We start from the raw sequence: 20,153 nt of genomic DNA, 5'->3' as shown, positions 1-20,153 counted from the left end.
CGTTGGTTTACCTGACGCGAACGTAAAGCGCGGGAGAGAGGAATGACCATCGGTTTCGAAGGGCGGGTTGCGATCGTCACGGGCGCGGGCGGCGGGCTTGGCCGCGGCTACGCGCTCGAACTGGCGCGGCGCGGCGCCAGGGTTGTCGTCAACGATCTCGGCGGCGCGCGGGACGGCACCGGCGCTTCCGACGCGGCGCAGAAGGTGGTCGAGGAGATTCTGGCCGCCGGCGGCACCGCCATGGCCAATGGCGGCAATGTCACCGATGCCGAACAGATGCAGGAAATGGTCGCTCGCGCGAAGGAAGCCTGGGGCGGCGTCCATATCCTCATCAACAATGCCGGCATCCTGCGCGACAAGAGCTTCGCCAAGATGACGATGGAGGAATTCCGCCTCGTCGTCGAAGTCCATCTCAACGGATCGGCCAACGTCACCAAGGCCGTGTGGGAATTGATGCGGGAGCAGAATTACGGCCGCATCCTGATGACCGCATCGTCCACCGGGCTCTACGGCAATTTCGGCCAGGCCAATTATGGCGCGGCGAAGCTGGGCCTCGCCGGGCTTACCAAGACGCTCTATCTGGAGGGCGCGAAATATAACATCCGCGTCAACACCATCGCCCCCGTCGCCGCCACGCGGATGACGGAGGATGTCCTGCCGCCGGAGATGCTGAACGTCTTCGCGCCGGAAAAGGTGGCGCCCGCCGCGCTCTATCTGGTGTCGGAGGACGCGCCGACCAATGTGATCCTGAGCGCGGGCGGCGGCGTGGTCCAGGCCGCCTACATCACCCTCACCCAGGGCGCGGTGCTGCCGGCGGACCAGCAGACGCCCGAAGGCGTCGCCGCCGCGTGGGACAGGATCGTCGACCGCAGCGGGGAGATCGTCCCCCAGAACGGCCTCGAACAATCCATGCTGATCGCCTCCCTGCTCCAGCAGGGCTGATCCGGGGCTTATACAGGCCCACCGCATCACTGTATTGCAACACCAATACAGTGATGCTATCTCCGGGGCAGGAGATGGGCCATGTATAGCAGCAGCGATATAGACGACGCCGTCGGCGCCGGCATCCTTACCCCCACCAGCGCCGCGGCCTTCCGCGCCTTCGTCGCCGGGCGGCAGCGCACCTCGCTGGTGGATGAGGAGCATTTCCGCCTCATCACCGGCTTCAACGATATCTTCGTGACGATCGCGGCGGTGCTGCTGCTGGTCGCGGTGGCGTGGATCGGCAACGCCGTTCCCTTCTTCCGCCTGCCCGGCGGCCCCAATGCGCTGAGCGGCCTGCTCGTCGCCGCCACCGCCTGGGGCCTCGCCGAATTCTTCACCCGCAAGCGCCGCATGGCCCTGCCCAGCATCGTCCTGCTGCTGGCCTTTGCAAGCGGCATATTCATGGCGATGCTGGCCTTCCTCGCCAGCGGCCAGCCCAACCCGTCCGATCGCGGCATGGCACTGACGACCGTCGCCGTCACCGCCGTCACCGCGCTGGCGACATGGCTCCACTGGCGGCGCTTCCACGTGCCGATCACCGTGGCCGCCGGCACGCTGGCGATCGCGGGCCTTGCCGTCGGCCTGCTGCTGGCGGCCGTGCCGGTGATCGGCGGCTGGCTCTATGCCGTGCTGCTGGCGATCGGCATCGCGGTCTTCGCCTTCGCCATGCGCTGGGACATGAGCGATCCCGCCCGCCTCACCCGCCGGGCGGACGTCGCCTTCTGGCTGCACCTGCTGGCCGCCCCGCTGATCGTCCACCCCATCTTCGCGCTGCTCGGCCTGCTGGACGGAGGCGCGAGCGTCGGCGAGGCCGCGGTCGTCCTGCTGGTCTATTGCGCCATGGGGCTGATCGCCATCGCCGTCGACCGGCGCGCCCTGCTGGTTTCCGCCCTCGCATACGTGCTCTACGCCTTGAGCACCCTTTTCCGCGAGTTCGGCGCCGTCAGCCTCAATCTGGCGCTCACCTCGCTGGTGATCGGCTCGGCGCTGCTGCTGCTCTCCGCCTTCTGGCATGCGGTGCGCATCCATGTCGTCGCGATGCTTCCAGCCGCGTGGCGCGCGCGGCTGCCCGACACGCAGGCAGCAACGGCGCCGGCCAGCGCCTGACGCCGAATTTCACCGATAGCAAAGCTTACTGGGCGGGCGCGGCGCCCGCCTCCTTTTATTCGCCGACCAGCTTCAGCAGCCGCCGTTCGATCGGTGCCAGCAATGGCACCAGCTCATGCCCGCGCTTCAGCACCGATCCGCTCTCGCCGATCAGCGCCCACATGCCCTGTCGCTGGCGCAATGCGGGGCGTTTCTCGATACGATACTCGGGCCGCTCGGCCGCCCGCCGGAAGGCGGAGAAGGAAGCGGCTTCGCGTCCCAGATCGATCGCATAGTCCCGCCAATGCCCGGCGGCCACCATGCGGCCGTAGAGATCGAGGATGCGGGCCAGTTCCTGCCGATCGAAGCCGACCTGCAAGGGCCGGAAATGCGGCGTCGGGAACGGCGTGACGATGGCGCTCATCAGGCGCAGTCACGCTCCTTGTCGGCGCCGTCGCGCTTTTCGATCAGCTCGGCCAGCTTGGCGCGCAGCGACTCCACCTCGCACTTCAGCATTTCGAGCTGCTGGGTCGCGGGGTCGAACCGTTCGGAACAGGGCGTGCCATAGGGCACGAAGCTCTTCTGGTAATCGGTGGCTTCCACCAAGGTCGGCCGCGCTGGGATGCCGACCATCGAGGCGCCTTCCGGCACATCCTTGGTCACCACCGCATTGGCGCCGATGCGCGCCCGGCGGCCAACGATGATCGGCCCCAGCACCTGCGCGCCCGATCCGATGATCGCGTCATCCTCGATCGTGGGGTGCCGCTTGCCGGGAACGCCGTTGGCCGGGTTCGTCCCGCCCAGCGTGACGCACTGATACATGGTGACGTTGTCGCCGATCACCGCCGTCTCGCCGATCACGCTGAAGCCGTGATCGATGAAGAAATTGCGGCCGATCTTGGCGCCGGGATGGATGTCGATCGCGGTGAGCAGGCGGGAGAAATGGTTGACCGCGCGGGCCAGGAAATAAAGCTCGCCCTTGAACAGCCAATGGGCGATGCGGTGGAAGCCGACCGCCCAGACGCCCGGATAAAGCAGGATTTCCCAGCGCGAACGCGGCGCCGGATCACGCGCCTTGATCGAGTCGAGATAATCGACAAACGCGTCGAGCATGGAACATCCCCAGGTCGGTCTTCTATATATCGGCCGAATGTAGGCCGCCGGCCCGGGGATTTCCAGCCTTGCCGTTCAGACGGCGGTGGCGTGAACCGTGGCCACCGCCTTCAGGATCGCGCCGACGCGGGCGGCCGTCTGGATCACATCCGTCGCCACGCCATGGCCGCGCAGGACCTTTTCATGGCTGTCGATGCACATGCCGCAACCGTTCATCGCGCTGACGGCGAGGCTGAACAGCTCGAAATCGTCCTTTTCGATGCCCGGCGATCCGATCACGTTCATGCGCAGCTTGGCCGGCAACGTGCCATATTCCTTGTTCGAGGCGAGGTGGACGAAGCGATAATAGACGTTGTTCATCGCCATCACCGCCGCCGAGGCGCGGGCCGCATTGGCGGCTTCCGGCGAAAGCTTGCCCTCCGCCTCGGCCTCGACCGCCTCGACGAGCGGGCGGTAGCCGGAGCCGTGGGCGCAGGCGAGCAGCAGGCCATATTTGCGCTGATCGCCCAGCGTCTGGTCGTTGAGCAGCGAACCGACGTTCAGCCGGATATCCTTGGCATAATCGGGCAGCGTATCGGCGAAAGCCTTGAGCGACATGGAAAGCTCCTGATGATCAAAGAAAAGGGCGCGGGAGGCATCCCCCCGCGCCCCGTCGCCGAGCGCTGACGCGCCACGGCTGTGCGGCCCCGAAGGGTCAGGCCGCCGGCTTCAGAACCTCTTCGCCCTGGTGCCAGTTGCACGGGCAAAGCTCGTCGGTCTGCAGCGCGTCGAGGACACGGATCGCCTCGGCCGGGTTACGGCCCTGGTTGAGGCCGTTGACCGTGACGTGCTGGATCACGTTGTGCGGATCGACGATGAAGGTGGCGCGCAGCGCGACGCCCGCATCCTTGTCGACGATGCCCAACGCGTTCGCCAGTTCCTTCTTGTTGTCCGCGATCCACGGGAAATCGCAGTTGGCAAGGCGTTCATCCGACTTGCGCCAGGCGAAGTGGACGAAATCGGTATCGGTCGAGGCGCCGATCAGCACCGCGTCGCGATCGGCGAAATCCTTCACCAGCTCGCCATAGCCGATGATTTCGGTCGGACAGATGAAGGTGAAGTCCTTCGGCCAGAAGAACACGACCTTCCACTTGCCGTCGGTCTTCGACAGGTCGATCGTCTCGCCGGCGGGAAGCGCGGACACGCCCTGCTGGACGGGAACGGTTACGCCGGGAAACTGATCGCCAACGGTGAGGGCCATAAGGATGCTCCTTCGAGTGGGTGGGTTGAAACTGACGAGAAGCGATATGGGGGGATAGCATCGAAAGAGCAAATTGATTATTTGTGGCTCATTGATCGATAGAGGCGATGAATGAGCACCTACCTCCCGACGCTGAAACAACTGCAATATCTGGTGGCGCTGCGCGACCACGGGCATTTCGGCCGCGCGGCGGAGGCATGCTTCGTCACGCAATCCACGCTTTCGGCGGGTTTGCGCGAGCTGGAATCGCTGATCGGCATCACGCTGGTGGAACGCACGCGCCGCGTCGTCCGCTTCACGCCGCTGGGCCTGCGCATCGCGGACAAGGCCCAGCGCGTGCTGCGCGAGGCGGAAGAACTGTCCGATCTGGCACGGGCGGCCGGAAAGCCGCTTTCGGGCGAACTGCGCATGGGCGTGATCCCCACGATCGCCCCCTTCCTCCTGCCGCGCATCCTGCCCCGCATCCGCGCCGAATGGCCGGACCTGAAGCTCTATCTGCGGGAGGAGACGACAAGCGCCGCCTGCGATTCGCTGCACCGCGGCCATGTCGACTGCGTGCTGCTGGCGCTGCCCTATCATTGCGGCGACATCGAGCATGAGGATCTGTTCGACGACCGGCTGTTCGTGGCCTTCCCCGTCGGCGAGGCGCCGACCGGCAGCAATGCGATCGAGGCCGATGCCATCGACGAGCGGCGCCTGCTGCTGCTGGAGGACGGCCATTGCCTGAAGGATCATGCGCTCGCCGCCTGCAACCGCCCGGAATTGCGGGCGGAAGCCGCGATGCTGGGCACCTCGCTCCATACGCTGGTGCAGATGGTGGACAACGGCCTGGGCGTGACCTTGCTGCCGGAAATGGCGATCAAGGCCGGCATCCTCGACAATACCGATATCATCGCGCGGCCGCTGGATGCGGATCACCCCGCCCGCCGCATCGCCATCGTGTGGCGCAAGGGCAGCCCGCGGGAAAAGGAATTTCGCATGCTTGCCCATGCACTTGCCAAAAGCCATGTCGATTGAGCAGCCACGGATCGTCGCAAGCCCTCTTAATTGCGATTGACTCGCAATAGCCGGACTGCTTTCATCCTCCTCCAATCTCGGGAGAGGAAAGCATGCCCGGCGAGACCGTCCATCCGATCGAACTCCTGCCCCACCCCACGCCGATGGACGAAAACCGCCGGCTGCTGCTCTTCGGCATCCGCCGCGTCGCCGCCCATGGGCTGGACGATGCGCATGCCGCCCATGCCATGCTCTGCGGCTTCGGCCTCAGCTTCCGCCGGCCGCTGGTGCTGCTGCGCGCGCTGATGGCGGAAGCCTCGCGCGTATCGAGCCGCCGAATCCTGGTCGCCCCCTGCTGCTGCCCGCGGATGACCGACGCCGAGGCGACCATGCTGGCCGCGATCGGCGTGGCCCGGAACGACGCGCCCGCCGCCCACCGGTTGCTAGCCGGCATGCTGGGCGTCGCCAACTGCCTCGGCGCGCTCAGCAGCGCCCAGGCGCTGGCACAGGCGTTCGAGGATCTGGGCAAGCCGCTGCCCGCCCGTCACGGCTGACTTTCGTCGGGTGCGGGCTCAGCCCGCGTCCATCTTGGTCTCCGTTCCCGCCGTGCCGATCGAACGATCGATCAGGCCGGCCCGCATCATCAGCCAGAACAGGATGATGCCGGGCAACGCCAGCACGGTCGTCAGCAGATAGAAATTCACGTAGCCGACGGCCTCGATCATCGCGCCGGCGCCATATTCGGGGTTGCCGGTCAATATGCGGCCCACCACGCTGGCCGCCGCCGATATCAAGGCATATTGGGTGGCGGTGAAGCGCAGGTCGCACAGCGCGGAGAAATAGGCGACCACGCAGACCCCGCCCACGCCGCTGGCGAAATTCTCGAACCCGATGGCCCCCGCCATGCCGATGTTGGAATGGCCGGCGGCGGCGAGTAGCGCGAAGCTGAAGTTGGAAACGCCCATCAGGATCAGGCTGAGCAGGACCGATCGCTTGAGCCCCAGCCGGGCATAGAGCACGCCACCCACGAATATCCCGAGCAGCAGCGCCCAGAAGCCGACGCCGACGTCATAGATGGCGATCTCGTCATTGCTGTAGCCGAGATCGTTGAACAGGAGGCGCAAGGTGAGGTTGGCCAGCGTATCCCCGATCTTGTGAACCAGGATGAACAGCAGCACCAGCCAGGCGCCCGATCGCTGGAAAAATTCCACGAACGGCCCGATCACTGCCTTGCCGAGCGACGAGAGCGATTTGCGTTCGCTTACCTCGCGATGCCGTGGCGGCTCGCCCATCGCCAGCGCCACCACCATCGCCGGCAGCGCGAACATGGAACAGGCGATATAGGCAAACGCCCATCCGGTGCGCGCCGCCAGCACGAGCGCCAGCGCGCCCGCTGCGGCCGATCCGATCCGCCAGCCATATTGCGACATGCCGGCGCCCACGCCGAGCTGCCGGGGCTCGAGCTGCTCGATACGATAGGCGTCGATGACGATATCATAGGTAGCGCCCGCGACGCCCACCAATATGGCGGCGATCGCGGTGGCCATGATGTCCGCCTGCGGATCGACCAGCGCCAGATTGACGACGGCGGCGATGACCAGCGCACCCGCAAGCAGCATCCACGACACGCGCTGCCCCAATCGACCGATCAGCGGCAGCCGGACGCCCTCGACGATCCAGGCCCACAGGAATTTGAAATTATAGGCCAGGAAGACGAGCGAGAATGTCGTCACGCTCTTCTTGTCGATCCCGTCCTGGGCAAGGCGTGTCGAAAGCGTCGCGCCGATCATCGCATAGGGAAAGCCCGATGATATGCCGAGGAACAGGGCCGCCAGCGGGGCGGGTTCGAGATAACGCTTGGTGGCGGCGAGAAAGCCCGGGCGGGCGGCGCTGGTCGTGTCGGTCATCGCCGCGACAATAGCGTCGCGCGCGCCGGCGCAAAGGGAATTGTCGCGGCGTTCGCTACGCCACGGCGCCGCCTTCGCGGTCGTAGAGGACGAGGCCGGCCGGGAGCCGCCTGGCCCTGCCACCGGAAAGGCGATTTTCCACCGCCTCGATGGCCGCCTTCAGGCCGCGATGGGAATAGGGCTTGGCAAGGCAGCCGACCGCGAAATCGCTGGCGCCGGGCGGGCATGTGCCGGTGACGAACAGCACAGGCACGCCCTGTTCCAGCGCGACGCGGGCGACATCCAGCCCGCTTCCCGCCGAAAGCTTCACGTCCGCCAGCACCAGATCCACCGGCTCGCGCTTCAGCACCTTCACCGCCAATGTCGCTCGATCGACGGTGGCGACCACATGATAGCCGACATCCGACAGGAAATGCTCGCTATCGAACGCGACCAGCGGCTCGTCCTCGACGATCAGAAGCCGCCTTATCGCCCGAGCCCGACCACCGAAGATCATCGCGTCGAACCTCCCTGTCGCCGGGGATAATGGCGCATGGTCGCCAAATGTTCCACCCCTGTTCGAGGCTGGCGGCTTGACCCGGACGCACTTTCCGTCAACGAGTGCCCGCTTTCCAACTCTCGGAGACGTCGGTGGCGAAGCGCCTCACACTCTTCATTCTTGTCGCCATGGTCGCCGGCATCGTCGTGGGCCTCGCGATCAACGCGATGGTGCCGGACAAGGCGCAGGTTGCCGCCATCACGGATTATTTCTCGATCGTCACGGATCTGTTCCTGCGGCTGATCAAGATGATCATCGCGCCGCTGGTCTTCTCCACGCTGGTCGCGGGCATCGCGCATATGGGCGACACGGCGGCGCTGGGCCGGGTGGGCGCGCGGACGATCGCCTGGTTCCTGTGCGCCAGCCTCGTGTCGCTCACGCTCGGCCTGATCCTCGTCAACATCCTCCAGCCGGGCGCCGGGCTCGCCTTGCCGCTGCCGGAGGTGACGGCGGCGAGCGGCGTCGACAAGGCTACCTTCACGCTCAAGGATTTCGTGACGCATCTGGTGCCGAAATCGATCTTCGAGGCGATGGCGACCAACGAGATCCTGCAGATCGTGGTCTTCTCGATCTTCACCGGCGTCGCCATCACCGCCGTGGGCGAAAAGGCCGCGCCGCTGGTGCGCGGCGTCGAGGCGCTCGTGCAGGTGATGCTGCAGATCACCGATTATGTGATGCGTTTCGCACCCTTCGCCGTGTTCGCGGCCGTCACCAGCGCGCTGGCGAAGGAAGGCGCGTCGATCCTCATCACCTTCGGCTATTTCATGGGCGGGTTCTATATCTCGCTCGTGCTGCTCTGGTCGCTGCTGCTGTTCGCCGCCTTCCTGATCGCAGGCGGGCGGGCGCGCATCCTGTTCCGCTATATCCGCGATCCCATCCTCCTCGCCTTTTCGACCGCATCGTCCGAAGCCGCCTTCCCGCGCACGCTGGAGGCGCTGGACCGCTTCGGCGTGCCGCGCAGGATCGCCAGCTTCGTGCTGCCGCTGGGCTATTCGTTCAACCTCGACGGCACGATGATGTACTGCACCTTCGCGACGATGTTCATCGCGCAGGCTTATGGCATCCATATGTCAGTGGGCGAGCAGGTGACGATGCTGCTGCTGCTGATGGTGACGTCCAAGGGCGTGGCGGGCGTGCCGCGCGCCAGCCTGGTGGTGATCGCCTCCACGCTGGCCTTCTTCAAGATACCGGAAGCGGGCCTGCTGCTGATCCTCGCGGTCGATCATTTCCTCGACATGGGCCGGTCGGCGACCAATGTGGTCGGCAACGCCGTGGCCAGCGTCGTCGTGGCGAAGTGGGAAAAGGCGCTGGAGGTGGTGGAATCGCCGGTCATCGAACCGGCCCGCGCGCCCAGCCATACGCCGGAGAGTGGCCGGCGCGGCCTCGATCTCGATCCGGACGCCAATCGCTGAAGCTGGCGCTGGCCTGAAAGCGCGATCGGGGCTAGGGGATCGCGATGCGACCTCCCCGCCCCCCGCGCGACGATAAACGGCCCAACCGGCAGCGCCCCGGCACCGACCGGCCCGTGAAAAGCCATCCCCCCAAAGGCCGACCCCGCAAGGCGGCGGCCGAGGGAGAAGGCGCGTCCGCCGACAAGCCGCTCCGCGCCAAGAGCCCCTCGGCATCCGCCCGCGATGCGCGCCGCGCCGCCGACCACGCGCTGCGCACCGGCAAGCCCAGGGCCACTCCGCGCCCGAAGGATGGCGTGGCCAAGGCAGGCGCCACCGGAACCCCGGCCCGCGACGCCCACCCCCGGCGCGGCGCGGCGCGGCTGGAACGGGCCGCCGTCCCCGCCCGGCCGGCCACGCCCGTGGCCCCCGGCGAAGGCGATCGGATCGCCAAGCTGCTGGCCCGTGCCGGCATCGCATCCCGCCGCGAAATCGAACGGATGATCGCCGAAGGGCGCATCGCCATTGGCGAGGATGTGGTGGAAACGCCCGCCACGATCCTGAAATCGCTCGCCGGCGTCACCGTGGACGGCAAGCCCGTCGCCGCGCCCGAGCCGACCCGCCTGTTCCGCTTCCACAAGCCCAACGGCGTGCTGACCACCGAACGCGATCCCAGGGGACGCGCCACCATCTATGATCGCCTGCCGCGCGGCCTGCCCCGGCTGGTGCCGGTCGGCCGGCTCGACCTCAATACCGAAGGGCTGCTGCTGCTCACCACCGACGGCGGCCTGAAGCGCCAGCTCGAGCTGCCGGCCACCGGCGTCGAGCGCAGCTACCGCGCCCGCGTGTTCGGCGAGGTCAGCCAGGCGATGCTGGAGGACCTGATCGAGGGCGTGGAGATCGAAGGCGTCCGCTACGGGTCGATCGATGCCAATCTCGAACGGCGCACCGGTCGCAACGCCTGGGTGGAGATGAAGCTGAAGGAAGGCAAGAATCGCGAGGTCCGCCGCGTGCTGGAATATCTCGGCCTCCAGGTCAGCCGGCTGATCCGGACCAGCTACGGCCCCTTCCGCCTCGGCGATCTTCCCGTCGGCGCGGTGGACGAGGTGCTGCAGCACGAACTGGTCGCCTTCCGCAAGACGCTGAAGTGAGATCATGCGCATAATCGCAGGCAAATGGCGCGGCCGCACGATCGCCGCCCCTCCGGGAGACGCCACCCGCCCCACGAGCGACCGCACGCGCGAGGCGCTCTTCTCCATGCTGGCCAGCCGGCTCGGCGATTTCGAAGGGCTTCGCATAGCCGATCTGTTCGCGGGATCGGGGGCGCTGGGCTTCGAGGCGCTGTCGCGCGGCGCGGCGCACGCCATTTTTGTCGAGCAGGATCGCAAGGCGGTGGAGATATTGCGCGCCAATGCCGCGAAGCTGGGCGCGGTTGCCGATATCCGGGCGCAGCCTGTCGCCACGCTCGGCCCCGTGTCGCAGCCCCACGATCTGCTGCTGTTCGACCCGCCTTATGGCAGCGGCGGCGCGGGCGCGCTGCTGGAGCGCCTCACCCGGCTCGGCTGGGCGAGCCCCGGCGCTTGGGCGAGCATCGAGACGGGCCGGGACGAACCCGTTTCCGCCACCGGCTGGTCCGTGGATGCGGAACGCACCCACGGCAAGGCCAAGCTCACGCTGCTGCGGCGCGACGCAGCGGAATAAGCGCGATCAGGCTGAGCAGCGCGGCCGCGGCGAGGTAGAGGCCGACGGGCACCAGGCCATGGTCCCGCGCCAGCACCTGCGCCACGGCCGGCGTCAGCCCGCCGCCGATGATGCCGCCCAGGTTGAAGGCCATGGACGCGCCGGTATAGCGCACCCGGGCCGGGAACAGCTCCGGCAGCCAGCCGCCCAGCGGGCCGTAGACGAAGCCCATCACCCATAGCGACAAGGCCAGATAGGCGCCGACCATCAGCAGGCTGCCGCCGCCCAGCATGGGCGCCATCAGCATCCCGGTGACGATGGTGGCGATGCAGCCGCCCATCAGCACGCGGCGGGGATCATGCAGGTCGGCCAGCCAGGCCGCCGCGACGATGCCGGCCGCCATGAAGAGGATCGCGACGAGTTGCACCGCGAGGAACGTCTCGCGCGGGTAGCCGAGCGTGGTGGTGCCGTAACCCAGCGCGAAGGCGGTCGCGATGTAGAAGAGCGCGAAGCAGGCGACGACAGCGAATGTGCCGCCGATCGTTTCCACCGCATGGTTGCGGACCAGTTCGGCGATCGGCACCCGGGCCGGCGGCGCTTCCTCCAGCGCGGCGGCGAAGGCCGGCGTCTCGGTCAGCTTCAGCCGCACCCACAGGCCCAGCATCACCAGCACGGCGCTCGCCAGGAACGGGATGCGCCAGCCCCAGGCGCGGAACTGATCGGGCGTGAGGATCAGGCCCAGCAGCAGGAACAGGCCGTTGGCGGCGATGAAGCCCACCGGCGCGCCAAGCTGCGGCGCCATGCCGAAACGCGCCTTCCAGCCGGGCGGGGCGTTTTCCACCGCCAGCAGCGCGGCGCCGCCCCACTCCCCGCCCAGGCCGAAACCCTGGCCGAAGCGGAGGAGGCAGAGCAGCGCCGGCGCGACCCAGCCGATCGACTGGTAGGTGGGCAGGAAGGCGATCGCCATCGTCGACCCGCCCATGATGAGAAGCGACGCAACCAACGTGGATTTGCGCCCGATCCGGTCACCGAAATGGCCGAAGGCCACGGCGCCGACCGGCCGGGCGATGAAGGCCACGGCAAGGCTGGCATAAGCGGCGAGCAGCTGGATGCCGGGATCGGCCGCGGGAAAGAATAACGGCCCGAAGACCAGCGAGGCGGCGGTCGCGTAGATATAGAAGTCGTAGAATTCGACCGCCGTGCCGATCAGGCTCGCCCCCAACACCCGCCTTGTCGAGGGCGCGCTCGCTTTGCTTCCCGTCATCCGGCTCCATCCCTGAAATGCGGGCGGGGATTGGAGCCTCGGGCGCCACGCGTCAAGCCATGGCCGGACGCGCCTTCCTGATCCGCATCGCGCTGCCCACCAGGCCGAAGCCCATGATCATCAGCGCCCAGCTCGCCGGTTCGGGCACCGCGTTCTGCTGCACGAAATCGGTGATCGAGGCCTGCGAATGGCCAAGGATGACGTCACCGGAGACGAGCCGCCCGCCCAGCAGGAAATCGTCGAAGGTGATGCGCAGCGCGTTGGTGGCAAGGCCGATGCTGTTCACACCGTCGCCCCAGCTCGTCTGTTCGTTGAGGACGATGCGCAGGCCCAGGAGGTCGAGCAGCACGGTGTTGGGATCGGGGTTCACGAACAGCGCCGCGTCGATGAACAGCCCGCCCAGGCCGAGGCCGGTGAGGTCGAGCCCGGCGATCGTGGTCGCCCCGGTGGCGCTCAACCCGCCCACCGCGCTCACCGATGTGGTGGAGGTGATCGCGTCCGCCGTCAGGCCGAGGATGGTCAGGGGCGGCAGGAACAGCACCTGCGTCTCCAGCCCGATATCGACGCCGGCGATCGCGGAGGTGGCCGTGCCCGTCGGCATCACCGGATAAGGCGACGAGGCGGAGCTGGTGACGACCCCGGTGTTGAGCCGCTGGTTGATCGATACGAGGCCGAGGCCGGCGAACTGCAATTGCTGGTCGATCGTCGCCAGCGCGGCGCTGTCGTTATAGGCCGGCGCGGCGGTCCCGCCCGCGGCGGCGAGCGGCCCGATATCGACCAGCACGGCGTTGACCGCGCTCAGCGAGGCGCTCAGCGCATAGGCCGAACTGTCGACCGTCGTCACAGCATGTGCCGGCGCTGTGACGAAAGGCAGGGCCAGCACGCAAAATGCAGAAAGTTTTCCAAGGGATTTCATGATCCTAGCCTCCTGTTTTGGCGACAGGGAATAGGCAGGAACCATGCCAGCCACGGGAATGCGCCATATAGGGGCGCAGGCGCACAGCGCGCTGTCAGCGGCCGCGACATGGAAAATACCGAAATGACGAAGGCCCGCCTGCGCATGCGGACGGGCCTTCCGTTCGACGAGCCGGCCGATACCGGCCGAGTCAGCTTATCGAGCCGCGGGCGGATCCCCCGCAAGCGCGCGATAGGCGAAGCCGCCCAGCGCACCGCCGATGATGGGGGCGACCCAGAAGGCCCAGAGCTGCTGCAGCGCCAGCCCGCCCACGATCAGCGCCGGCCCCGTGCTGCGCGCCGGATTGACCGACGTGTTCGTCACGGGGATGGAGATGAGGTGGATCAGCGTGAGCGCCAGGCCGATGGCGATCGGCGCGAAGCCGATCGGTGACCGGCTATCCGTCGCGCCGAGCACGACGATCAGGAAGCCGAAGGTCAGCACCGTTTCGATCGTCAGGCCCGCGCCCAGCGTATAGCCGCCGGGCGATTGCGGCCCATATCCGTTCACGGCAAGGCCGTTGGGGCCGAGCACGAAATCGGGCGATCCGCTGGCGATCTGGAGGAGGATGAAGGCGGCGATGATCGCGCCCACCACCTGGGCGACGATATAGGGCACCACGTCCTTCGCCGGAAAGCGGCCGCCGGCCCACAGGCCCACGGTGATCGCGGGGTTGAGGTGGAAACCGGAAATATGGCCGATGGCATAGCCCATCGTCACCACGGTCAAACCGAAGGCCAGCGCAACACCGGCAAAGCCGATCCCGGTTTCGGGAAACTTGGCCGCAAGCACAGCGGCGCCGCATCCACCAAAGACAAGCCAGAATGTTCCGAAGAGTTCAGCCACGAGTCGTTGCATCAAAGGCATCACAACCCCCATTTCGACTTACGGAGAAAGCGAAACTATCACGTATTGTTACGCAGCACGAACATAGAATGCGCGGATCGCGGGAGGTTGCCCCGGCGGGCTCCGTTCCCTAACTGTTCACATGTGAATCACTCGCCCCCTTCCCTGCCCGGCGCGCTGGCCGATCCCGCTTCGGCCCCCCCTTATCTGCGCGGCCTCAATCCGCCCCAGCGCGAAGCCGTGCTGGCAACGGAGGGGCCGGTGCTGGTGCTGGCCGGCGCCGGCACGGGCAAGACGGCGGCGCTCACCGCCCGGCTCGCCCATCTGGTGGCGACGCGGCTGGCCTGGCCGTCGGAGATCCTGGCCGTCACCTTCACCAACAAGGCCGCGCGCGAGATGAAGGAGCGCGTGGGCCGGATGCTGGGCGATACGGTGGAAGGCATGCCGTGGCTCGGCACCTTCCACGCGATCTGCGCCAAGATGCTGCGCCGCCATGCCGAGCTGGTCGGCCTGCAATCCAACTTCACCATTCTCGACACCGACGATCAGCTGCGGCTGATGAAGCAGATCATCCTCGCCGAAAATCTGGACGAGAAGCGCTGGACGGCCCGCGCGCTGGGCGGGCTGATCGATCGCTGGAAGAATCGCGGCTGGACGCCCGACGATGTCGATGCCGGCGAGAGCGAACTGTTCGCCAACGGCCGCGGCCAGCAGCTCTACCGCCTCTACCAGGATCGGTTGCGCGCCGTGAACGCCTGCGATTTCGGCGATCTGCTGCTCCACATGCTCGTCATCCTGAAGGCGCACCGCGACGTGCTGGAGCAATATCAGCAGCGCTTCCGCTACATCATGGTGGACGAGTATCAGGACACCAACAGCGCGCAATATCTGTGGCTCCGGCTGCTCGCCCAGCAGCGCAAGAATATCTGCTGCGTGGGCGACGACGACCAGTCGATCTATTCCTGGCGCGGGGCGGAGGTGGCCAATATCCTGCGCTTCGAGAAGGATTTTCCCGGCGCGAAGATCATCCGGCTGGAACAGAATTATCGCTCCACGCCCCACATCCTCGCGGCCGCCGGCGGCGTGATCGCCCATAATGGCGGGCGGCTGGGCAAGGAATTGTGGACCGAGGCCGACGTGGGCGAGAAGGTCCGCGTCATCGGCGTGTGGGACGGGCCGGAGGAAGCCCGCCGCGTGGGCGACGAGATCGAGGCATATCAGCGCCGGGGCGGCAGGCTGGACGATGTCGCCATCCTCGTCCGCGCCCAGTTCCAGACGCGCGAGTTCGAGGATCGCTTCATCGCGATCGGCCTGCCCTATCGCATCGTCGGCGGCTTCCGCTTCTACGAGCGCGCCGAGATACGCGACGCGCTCGCCTATCTGCGGGTGATCCACCAGCCGGCGGACGACCTCGCCTTCGAACGCATCGTCAACACGCCCAAGCGCGGGCTGGGCGACAAGGCCATCGCCAAGGTCCACCAGCTCGCCCGCGCGGAAGGGATTCCGCTGACGCTGGCGGCCGCGCGCATCCTCGACACGGATGAGCTGACCGCGCAGGCGCGGCGATCACTGGGCAATCTCGTCGGCGATATCGCTCGCTGGCGGGATCGGCTGAACGATCTGCCCCATGCCGAGCTGGCGCGTCAGATGCTCGACGAATCCGGCTATACCGCGATGCTCCAGGCCGAACGCACCGCCGAAGCCGCCGGGCGGCTGGAAAACCTTACCGAGCTGACGCGGGCGATGGAGGAATATGAAACCCTCCCCGCTTTCCTGGAACATGTCAGCCTCGTCATGGACAATGACGCCGATCGCGATAGCGCGAAGGTGACGGTGATGACGATCCACGCCGCCAAGGGGCTGGAATTCGACACCGTCTTCCTGCCCGGCTGGGAAGAAGGCGTCTTCCCGTCGCAGCGCGCGCTCGACGAAGGCGGCATCGCCAGCCTCGAGGAGGAGCGCCGCCTCGCTTATGTCGCGATCACCCGCGCGCGGCGGCAGGCGACCATCCTCCACGCCGCCAACCGGCGCATCTACGGGCAATGGACCTCCTCCATCCCATCGCGCTTCGTGGCGGAGCTGCCGGCCGAGCATGTCGAAAGCGAAACGACGATGAGCGGCGGCGAAAGCCTGTGGCGGGCGCAATGGTCCGAACAGGCCGATCCGTTCCACGATATCGGGCGCGGCACCGGGCGCGGGCCGGGCTGGCAGCGCGCGGCCGCCGCCGGCTACGATCCGTCGCCCAGGCGCGTGGTCGAGGTGCGGGCCTCCGCCACCTCCTACGCCGCCAAGCCGCGATCGGATATCGCCATCGGCCAGCGCGTATTCCACACCAAGTTCGGCTACGGATCGGTCGCCGAGATAGAAGGCAACAAGCTGGAGATCGATTTCGAGCTTTCGGGCCGCAAGCGCGTGCTGGACAGCTTCGTCAACCCGGCCTGAACCCTTTGTAAAACCATCGCTTACTTCGCTCCTACGCGGCTGGTCCAAATGGACGATGCTGCACCTGGGGACTCACGCCATGATCGTTTCAAATTCCATGGGAAGAGGAACGAATCGATGAAATTCTCCATCATCTACGAAGCGCAGATGGCGGACCCCTCGCGCGAGTCCGAGCGCCGCTGCTTCGAGGAGATCGTCGAGCAGGTATTGCTGGCCGAGGAACTGGGCTTCGACAATGTCTGGGCCGTGGAGCACACCGCGCTCACCCAATATGCCCACATGTCGGCGCCGGAAACCTTCCTCGCCTATATCGCCGGCCGCACCACGCGGATCGGCATCGGCCATGGCGTCGTCTGCCTGCCGCCGGCCATGAACCACCCGGTGAAGGTGGCGGAACGCATCGCCACACTCGACATCCTGTCCGGCGGGCGCGTCCACTTCGGCATGGGCAAGGGCGGCACCCAGCAGGAAGCCGGCACCTTCGGCTACGACCTCGCCGAACTGCAGCCGATGATCGATGAATCGATGTATCTGATCCCGAAGATCCTGAAGGACGGGCACGTCGAGCATGACGGCAAATATATCAAGATCCCGTCGCGCCCGATCCATCCGAGCCCGGTGCAGGATCCGCACCCGCCGATCTATTATGCCTGCACCCGTGAATCGACGCTGGAGCTGGCCGGCCGTCGCGGCATCGGCGCCCTCGTGCTCGGTTTCTCCGGCCCCGAGGAGATCGCCCGCAAGAACGCGATCTATAGGGAGAATTTCAAGAACCGCAAGCCCGAGGATCAGGTCGGCTTCCGCCCGAACGAGCATCTCGCCGCCTTCTGCGCGGCCTGCGTGCTCGACGATCGCGAGAAGGCCCGCCGCATCGGCCTGCGCGGCCAGCGCTTCTTCGCCGAGGCGATCGCCCACTGGTATCAGGGCGGCCCGAAGCCGACCGTGGACGTGGATTCGGCCGAGGAGAATGAAGCCGCGCTCGCCCAGACCCGCGAGCATGTCGTGGCCTATATCTCCGAGGAAAAGATCGTCGACGGCGGCGATGCGATGACGAGCAACTACACCGTCGCGCAGGATGCCTATGGCGATGCCGACGACTGCATCCGCTACTGCACGCGGCTTCAGGAAGCCGGCGCGGACGAAGTGCTGTTCCTCTTCCAGATGGGCACCATCCCGCACGAGGCGATCATGGAGACGATCCGCAACATCGGCGAGAAGGTGATCCCGCACTTCCGCGCCAAGGCCGCGCAGCGCGAGGCGATCGCCGCCGAGTAAAGCGATACCGAAGCCTTCCGCTACGGCGGAGGGCTTCGGCGCTTGCGACCAGAACGTATCATTTCGGGCCGCATACAACGCATATCCGCCGGATTTGCGCTGTCTGCTGTTGCTTTGCGCTCCCCGGACTGCCTAGGCGCCACCATAGGCGCCTGGCGCCGTTCAGGGAGAAACAAAAATGTCTGTTCGCAACCCGCGTGCGCTCCGCGCGCTCCTCATGCTGTCGGCATGTTCCGCCGCCATCGGCTATGCGCCGGCGGCCCACGCCCAGGATGATGCCGTCGCGGCATCCGCGGCCGATAATGGCAGCGACATCGTCGTCACCGCCCGCCGGCGCGAGGAAAAGCTGCAGGACGTGCCGATCGCCGTCACCGCCGTCAGCCAGGCCAACCTCGATTCCCGTGGCTTCGATGCCGTCACAGACGTCCAGCAGATCGCCCCGAACCTGAATTTCACTCCCGGCCAGGGCGGCAATAGCGGCGGTATCGCCGCCTTCGTCCGCGGCGTCGGCGAAAACGACTTCATCATCACCGCCGATCCGGCCGTGGGCCTCTATATCGACGGCGTCTATGTCGCGCGCACCTTCGGCGCGACCACCGAGCTGCTCGGCATCGACCGGATCGAGGTGCTGCGCGGGCCGCAGGGTTCGCTGTTCGGCAAGAACACCATCGGCGGCGCGATCAACGTGGTCAGCCACATTCCCGATGGCACCACCCGTCTCCAGGCGGATGTCCGCTACGGCTCCTACAACACGGTCCGCACCCGCGCGAACGTGGAAACCGCACTGACGGACAAGCTCTCGATCGGCATCTCCGGCCTCGGCGAGTTCGGCGAAGGTTGGCAGAAGATCCCGTCCGGCAAGAATCTGGGCAACAAGAATATCGTCGCCGGCCGCATCACCCTGCATTATGATGGCGGCCCCTTCGATGCGGTGCTGACGGCCGATGGCCTGCACCGCCGCCAGAATTCGGCCGCGCACTCGATGCTGGCCTTCACGCCGACCTTCATCTCCGATCTGCAGAGCGCGCTGATCGCGCCCTGCTGCACGGTGCCCGACCGGATCGACCGGACGGATTCCACGCCCGAGCTGAACCGAGACGACGCCGATTCCGCCAATGTCGGCCTCACCCTCTCGCATGAGCTTGGCGCCGGCACGATCAAGTCGATCACCGCCTATCGCTGGGTGAACGCCGTCTTCGGCCGCGACGGCGATGCCTCGTCCGCCGTCAATTATGCCGGCGACATCCATGATGAGACCGCGCGGCAGTTCAGCCAGGAGCTGCAATATACCACGCCCCTGTTCGGCGATCGCGGCAACCTGCTGGTCGGCGGCTATTTCTTCCGGGAAAAGACGCGGGACGACACCCGGCTGATCGTGGCGGACGGCCTCTATCCGGCGATGATCGAGGCCGGCTTCGATCCGGCCCTGGCCGAGGCGCTCGATCTCAACATCGATTTCCACAACCGCCAGAAGACGACCAACTACGCCGCCTTCGGCAACTTCACCTACGATCTCACCGACGCGCTCGTCATGGAGCTTGGCGGCCGATACACTTATGAGAAGAAGACCTTCACGCAGAAATCGCTGCGCATCTACAGCCAGCAGCCGCTGATCCCCGGTTTCTACCCCTATACGCTGTCGAAGCATTGGGACAATTTCAGCCCGCGCGCCTCGCTCAGCTACAAGTTCCAGCCGGGGGTGCTGGGCTATGCCTCCTGGTCGCGGGGTTTCCGCAGCGGCGGCTTCAACGGCCGTCCCACGGCGGAGGCCGAGATCGGCTCCTACGATCCGGAGCACCTGACCGCCTATGAAGTGGGCGTGAAGAGCAGCTTCGGCCCGGTGACGATCAACCTCGCGGCATTCCGCAACGAATATAAGGACCAGCAGCTGCTGGTGAACAAGACGAACCTCAACGTCACCTACGAGAATGCCGGCAAGTCCCGCATCCAGGGGCTGGAGCTGGAGCTGGACGCGCGCGTCACCTCCCGCCTCCGCGTCAACGGCTCGCTGGGCCTGCTCGACGCCAAATATCTGGAGTTCGAATCCTACATCAACGGCGTGCTGACCGACCTCACCGATCGCAAGCTGAAGCAGGCACCGGACATCACCGGCAGCCTGAGCCTGGTCTACACCCAGCCGATCACCGACAGCCTGGACGCCACCTTCCGCGCGGACGCCAGCTATCGCAGCCTCACCTATATCGACGTCGAGAACTCGCCGCTGCGGGCGCCGGATCATGCGATCCTGAACCTCAGCGCCGATTTCGACCTGCCGTGGGACGGCACGTCGCTGCGCTTCGCGGTGGATAACGTCACCAACAAGCAGGTGCTGACGGCGGGCTTCGACGGATCGGCCACCTTCGGCTTCCGCGAAGGCTTCTTCAGCGATCCCCGGCGTTATTCGGTGACGCTCTCGATCCGCCGCTGATCGGATATCGG

The 20,153-nt window shown here is 66.5% G+C and carries 19 protein-coding genes; 10 read left to right on the top strand and 9 right to left on the bottom strand.

The annotated features are described in order from the left end of the window. Nucleotides 1-42 precede the first annotated feature (42 nt). Both CV103_RS13470 and CV103_RS13465 read left to right on the top strand, forming a co-directional pair. Nucleotides 43-942: an SDR family NAD(P)-dependent oxidoreductase gene (locus tag CV103_RS13470; RefSeq protein WP_015457054.1), complete on the top strand. Its 900-nt coding sequence runs from the start codon at nucleotides 43-45 to the stop codon at nucleotides 940-942. 81 nt (nucleotides 943-1,023) lie between these two features. Continuing rightward, on the top strand, nucleotides 1,024-2,091 hold the full coding sequence (locus CV103_RS13465; protein ID WP_107395212.1) for a hypothetical protein: 1,068 nt from the start codon (nucleotides 1,024-1,026) through the stop codon (nucleotides 2,089-2,091). Between the two features lie 55 nt (nucleotides 2,092-2,146). On the opposite strand, the gene CV103_RS13460 is transcribed toward CV103_RS13465, so the two are convergent. The 4 genes from CV103_RS13460 to CV103_RS13445 all read right to left on the bottom strand — a co-directional run bounded on the left by CV103_RS13460 (nucleotide 2,147) and on the right by CV103_RS13445 (nucleotide 4,423). Next, a complete protein-coding gene (locus CV103_RS13460; RefSeq protein ID WP_015457056.1) occupies nucleotides 2,147-2,494 on the bottom strand; it encodes a DUF2794 domain-containing protein in 348 nt (115 codons plus the stop codon). Then, nucleotides 2,494-3,183: a serine O-acetyltransferase EpsC gene (gene epsC, locus CV103_RS13455; protein ID WP_015457057.1), complete on the bottom strand. Its 690-nt coding sequence runs from the start codon at nucleotides 3,181-3,183 to the stop codon at nucleotides 2,494-2,496. Before epsC ends, CV103_RS13460 begins: the two co-directional genes overlap by 1 nt. 75 nt (nucleotides 3,184-3,258) lie before the next feature. Then, nucleotides 3,259-3,780 carry an alkylhydroperoxidase, AhpD family gene (gene ahpD / locus CV103_RS13450; protein WP_015457058.1) on the bottom strand — a complete coding sequence of 174 codons (522 nt, stop codon included), beginning with the start codon at nucleotides 3,778-3,780 and terminating at the stop codon, nucleotides 3,259-3,261. Between the two features lie 97 nt (nucleotides 3,781-3,877). After that, the gene (locus tag CV103_RS13445; RefSeq protein ID WP_015457059.1) at nucleotides 3,878-4,423 is read right to left on the bottom strand and encodes a peroxiredoxin; all 546 of its coding nucleotides are present in this window, start codon (nucleotides 4,421-4,423) and stop codon (nucleotides 3,878-3,880) included. Between the two features lie 111 nt (nucleotides 4,424-4,534). On the opposite strand from CV103_RS13445, the gene CV103_RS13440 reads away from it, so the two are divergent. Both CV103_RS13440 and CV103_RS13435 read left to right on the top strand, forming a co-directional pair. Continuing rightward, a complete protein-coding gene (locus tag CV103_RS13440; protein ID WP_107395211.1) occupies nucleotides 4,535-5,440 on the top strand; it encodes a hydrogen peroxide-inducible genes activator in 906 nt (301 codons plus the stop codon). A 92-nt stretch (nucleotides 5,441-5,532) separates the two neighbouring features. Continuing rightward, entirely contained in the window at nucleotides 5,533-5,973 is a 441-nt protein-coding gene (locus CV103_RS13435) for a DUF6628 family protein (RefSeq protein ID WP_015457061.1), read from the top strand. 18 nt (nucleotides 5,974-5,991) lie between these two features. On the opposite strand, the gene CV103_RS13430 is transcribed toward CV103_RS13435, so the two are convergent. Then, entirely contained in the window at nucleotides 5,992-7,326 is a 1,335-nt protein-coding gene (locus CV103_RS13430; protein WP_107395210.1) for an AmpG family muropeptide MFS transporter, read from the bottom strand. A gap of 55 nt (nucleotides 7,327-7,381) precedes the next feature. Then, entirely contained in the window at nucleotides 7,382-7,822 is a 441-nt protein-coding gene (locus tag CV103_RS13425) for a response regulator (protein ID WP_015457063.1), read from the bottom strand. 134 nt (nucleotides 7,823-7,956) lie between these two features. On the opposite strand from CV103_RS13425, the gene CV103_RS13420 reads away from it, so the two are divergent. From CV103_RS13420 to rsmD, 3 genes are all read left to right on the top strand, one after another. Further along, a complete protein-coding gene (locus CV103_RS13420; RefSeq protein ID WP_015457064.1) occupies nucleotides 7,957-9,276 on the top strand; it encodes a dicarboxylate/amino acid:cation symporter in 1,320 nt (439 codons plus the stop codon). 113 nt (nucleotides 9,277-9,389) lie between these two features. Beyond that, nucleotides 9,390-10,403, top strand: a complete 1,014-nt coding sequence (locus CV103_RS13415; protein WP_425443873.1) for a pseudouridine synthase — start codon at nucleotides 9,390-9,392, stop codon at nucleotides 10,401-10,403. A gap of 4 nt (nucleotides 10,404-10,407) precedes the next feature. Further along, nucleotides 10,408-10,953 (top strand): 16S rRNA (guanine(966)-N(2))-methyltransferase RsmD, encoded by a 546-nt coding sequence (gene rsmD / locus CV103_RS13410; RefSeq protein ID WP_015457066.1) that lies wholly within the window; start codon nucleotides 10,408-10,410, stop codon nucleotides 10,951-10,953. On the opposite strand, the gene CV103_RS13405 is transcribed toward rsmD, so the two are convergent. From CV103_RS13405 to aqpZ, 3 genes are all read right to left on the bottom strand, one after another. After that, nucleotides 10,922-12,196, bottom strand: coding sequence for an MFS transporter (locus CV103_RS13405; RefSeq protein ID WP_107395209.1), 1,275 nt, complete (start codon nucleotides 12,194-12,196; stop codon nucleotides 10,922-10,924). The genes rsmD and CV103_RS13405 overlap by 32 nt on opposite strands. A 52-nt stretch (nucleotides 12,197-12,248) precedes the next feature. Continuing rightward, on the bottom strand, nucleotides 12,249-13,079 hold the full coding sequence (locus tag CV103_RS13400) for a PEPxxWA-CTERM sorting domain-containing protein (protein ID WP_107395208.1): 831 nt from the start codon (nucleotides 13,077-13,079) through the stop codon (nucleotides 12,249-12,251). Nucleotides 13,080-13,307: 228 nt separating this feature from the next. Next, nucleotides 13,308-14,018, bottom strand: coding sequence for an aquaporin Z (aqpZ, locus tag CV103_RS13395; protein ID WP_107395207.1), 711 nt, complete (start codon nucleotides 14,016-14,018; stop codon nucleotides 13,308-13,310). 123 nt (nucleotides 14,019-14,141) lie between these two features. Between aqpZ and CV103_RS13390 the strand changes: the two genes are divergently transcribed. The 3 genes from CV103_RS13390 to CV103_RS13380 all read left to right on the top strand — a co-directional run bounded on the left by CV103_RS13390 (nucleotide 14,142) and on the right by CV103_RS13380 (nucleotide 20,142). Next, nucleotides 14,142-16,439: an ATP-dependent helicase gene (locus CV103_RS13390; RefSeq protein ID WP_211314397.1), complete on the top strand. Its 2,298-nt coding sequence runs from the start codon at nucleotides 14,142-14,144 to the stop codon at nucleotides 16,437-16,439. A gap of 117 nt (nucleotides 16,440-16,556) precedes the next feature. After that, a complete protein-coding gene (locus CV103_RS13385) occupies nucleotides 16,557-17,714 on the top strand; it encodes an LLM class flavin-dependent oxidoreductase (RefSeq protein WP_015457071.1) in 1,158 nt (385 codons plus the stop codon). A gap of 178 nt (nucleotides 17,715-17,892) precedes the next feature. After that, nucleotides 17,893-20,142 (top strand): TonB-dependent receptor, encoded by a 2,250-nt coding sequence (locus CV103_RS13380; RefSeq protein ID WP_015457072.1) that lies wholly within the window; start codon nucleotides 17,893-17,895, stop codon nucleotides 20,140-20,142. The last annotated feature ends 11 nt before the right edge of the window (nucleotides 20,143-20,153 follow it).

Source organism: Edaphosphingomonas fennica, from assembly GCF_003034225.1.
Lineage (GTDB): Bacteria > Pseudomonadota > Alphaproteobacteria > Sphingomonadales > Sphingomonadaceae > Sphingomonas_E > Sphingomonas_E fennica.
Note: the sequence above shows the minus strand (reverse complement) of the source record. Positions and strands in the feature narration are given on the sequence as shown.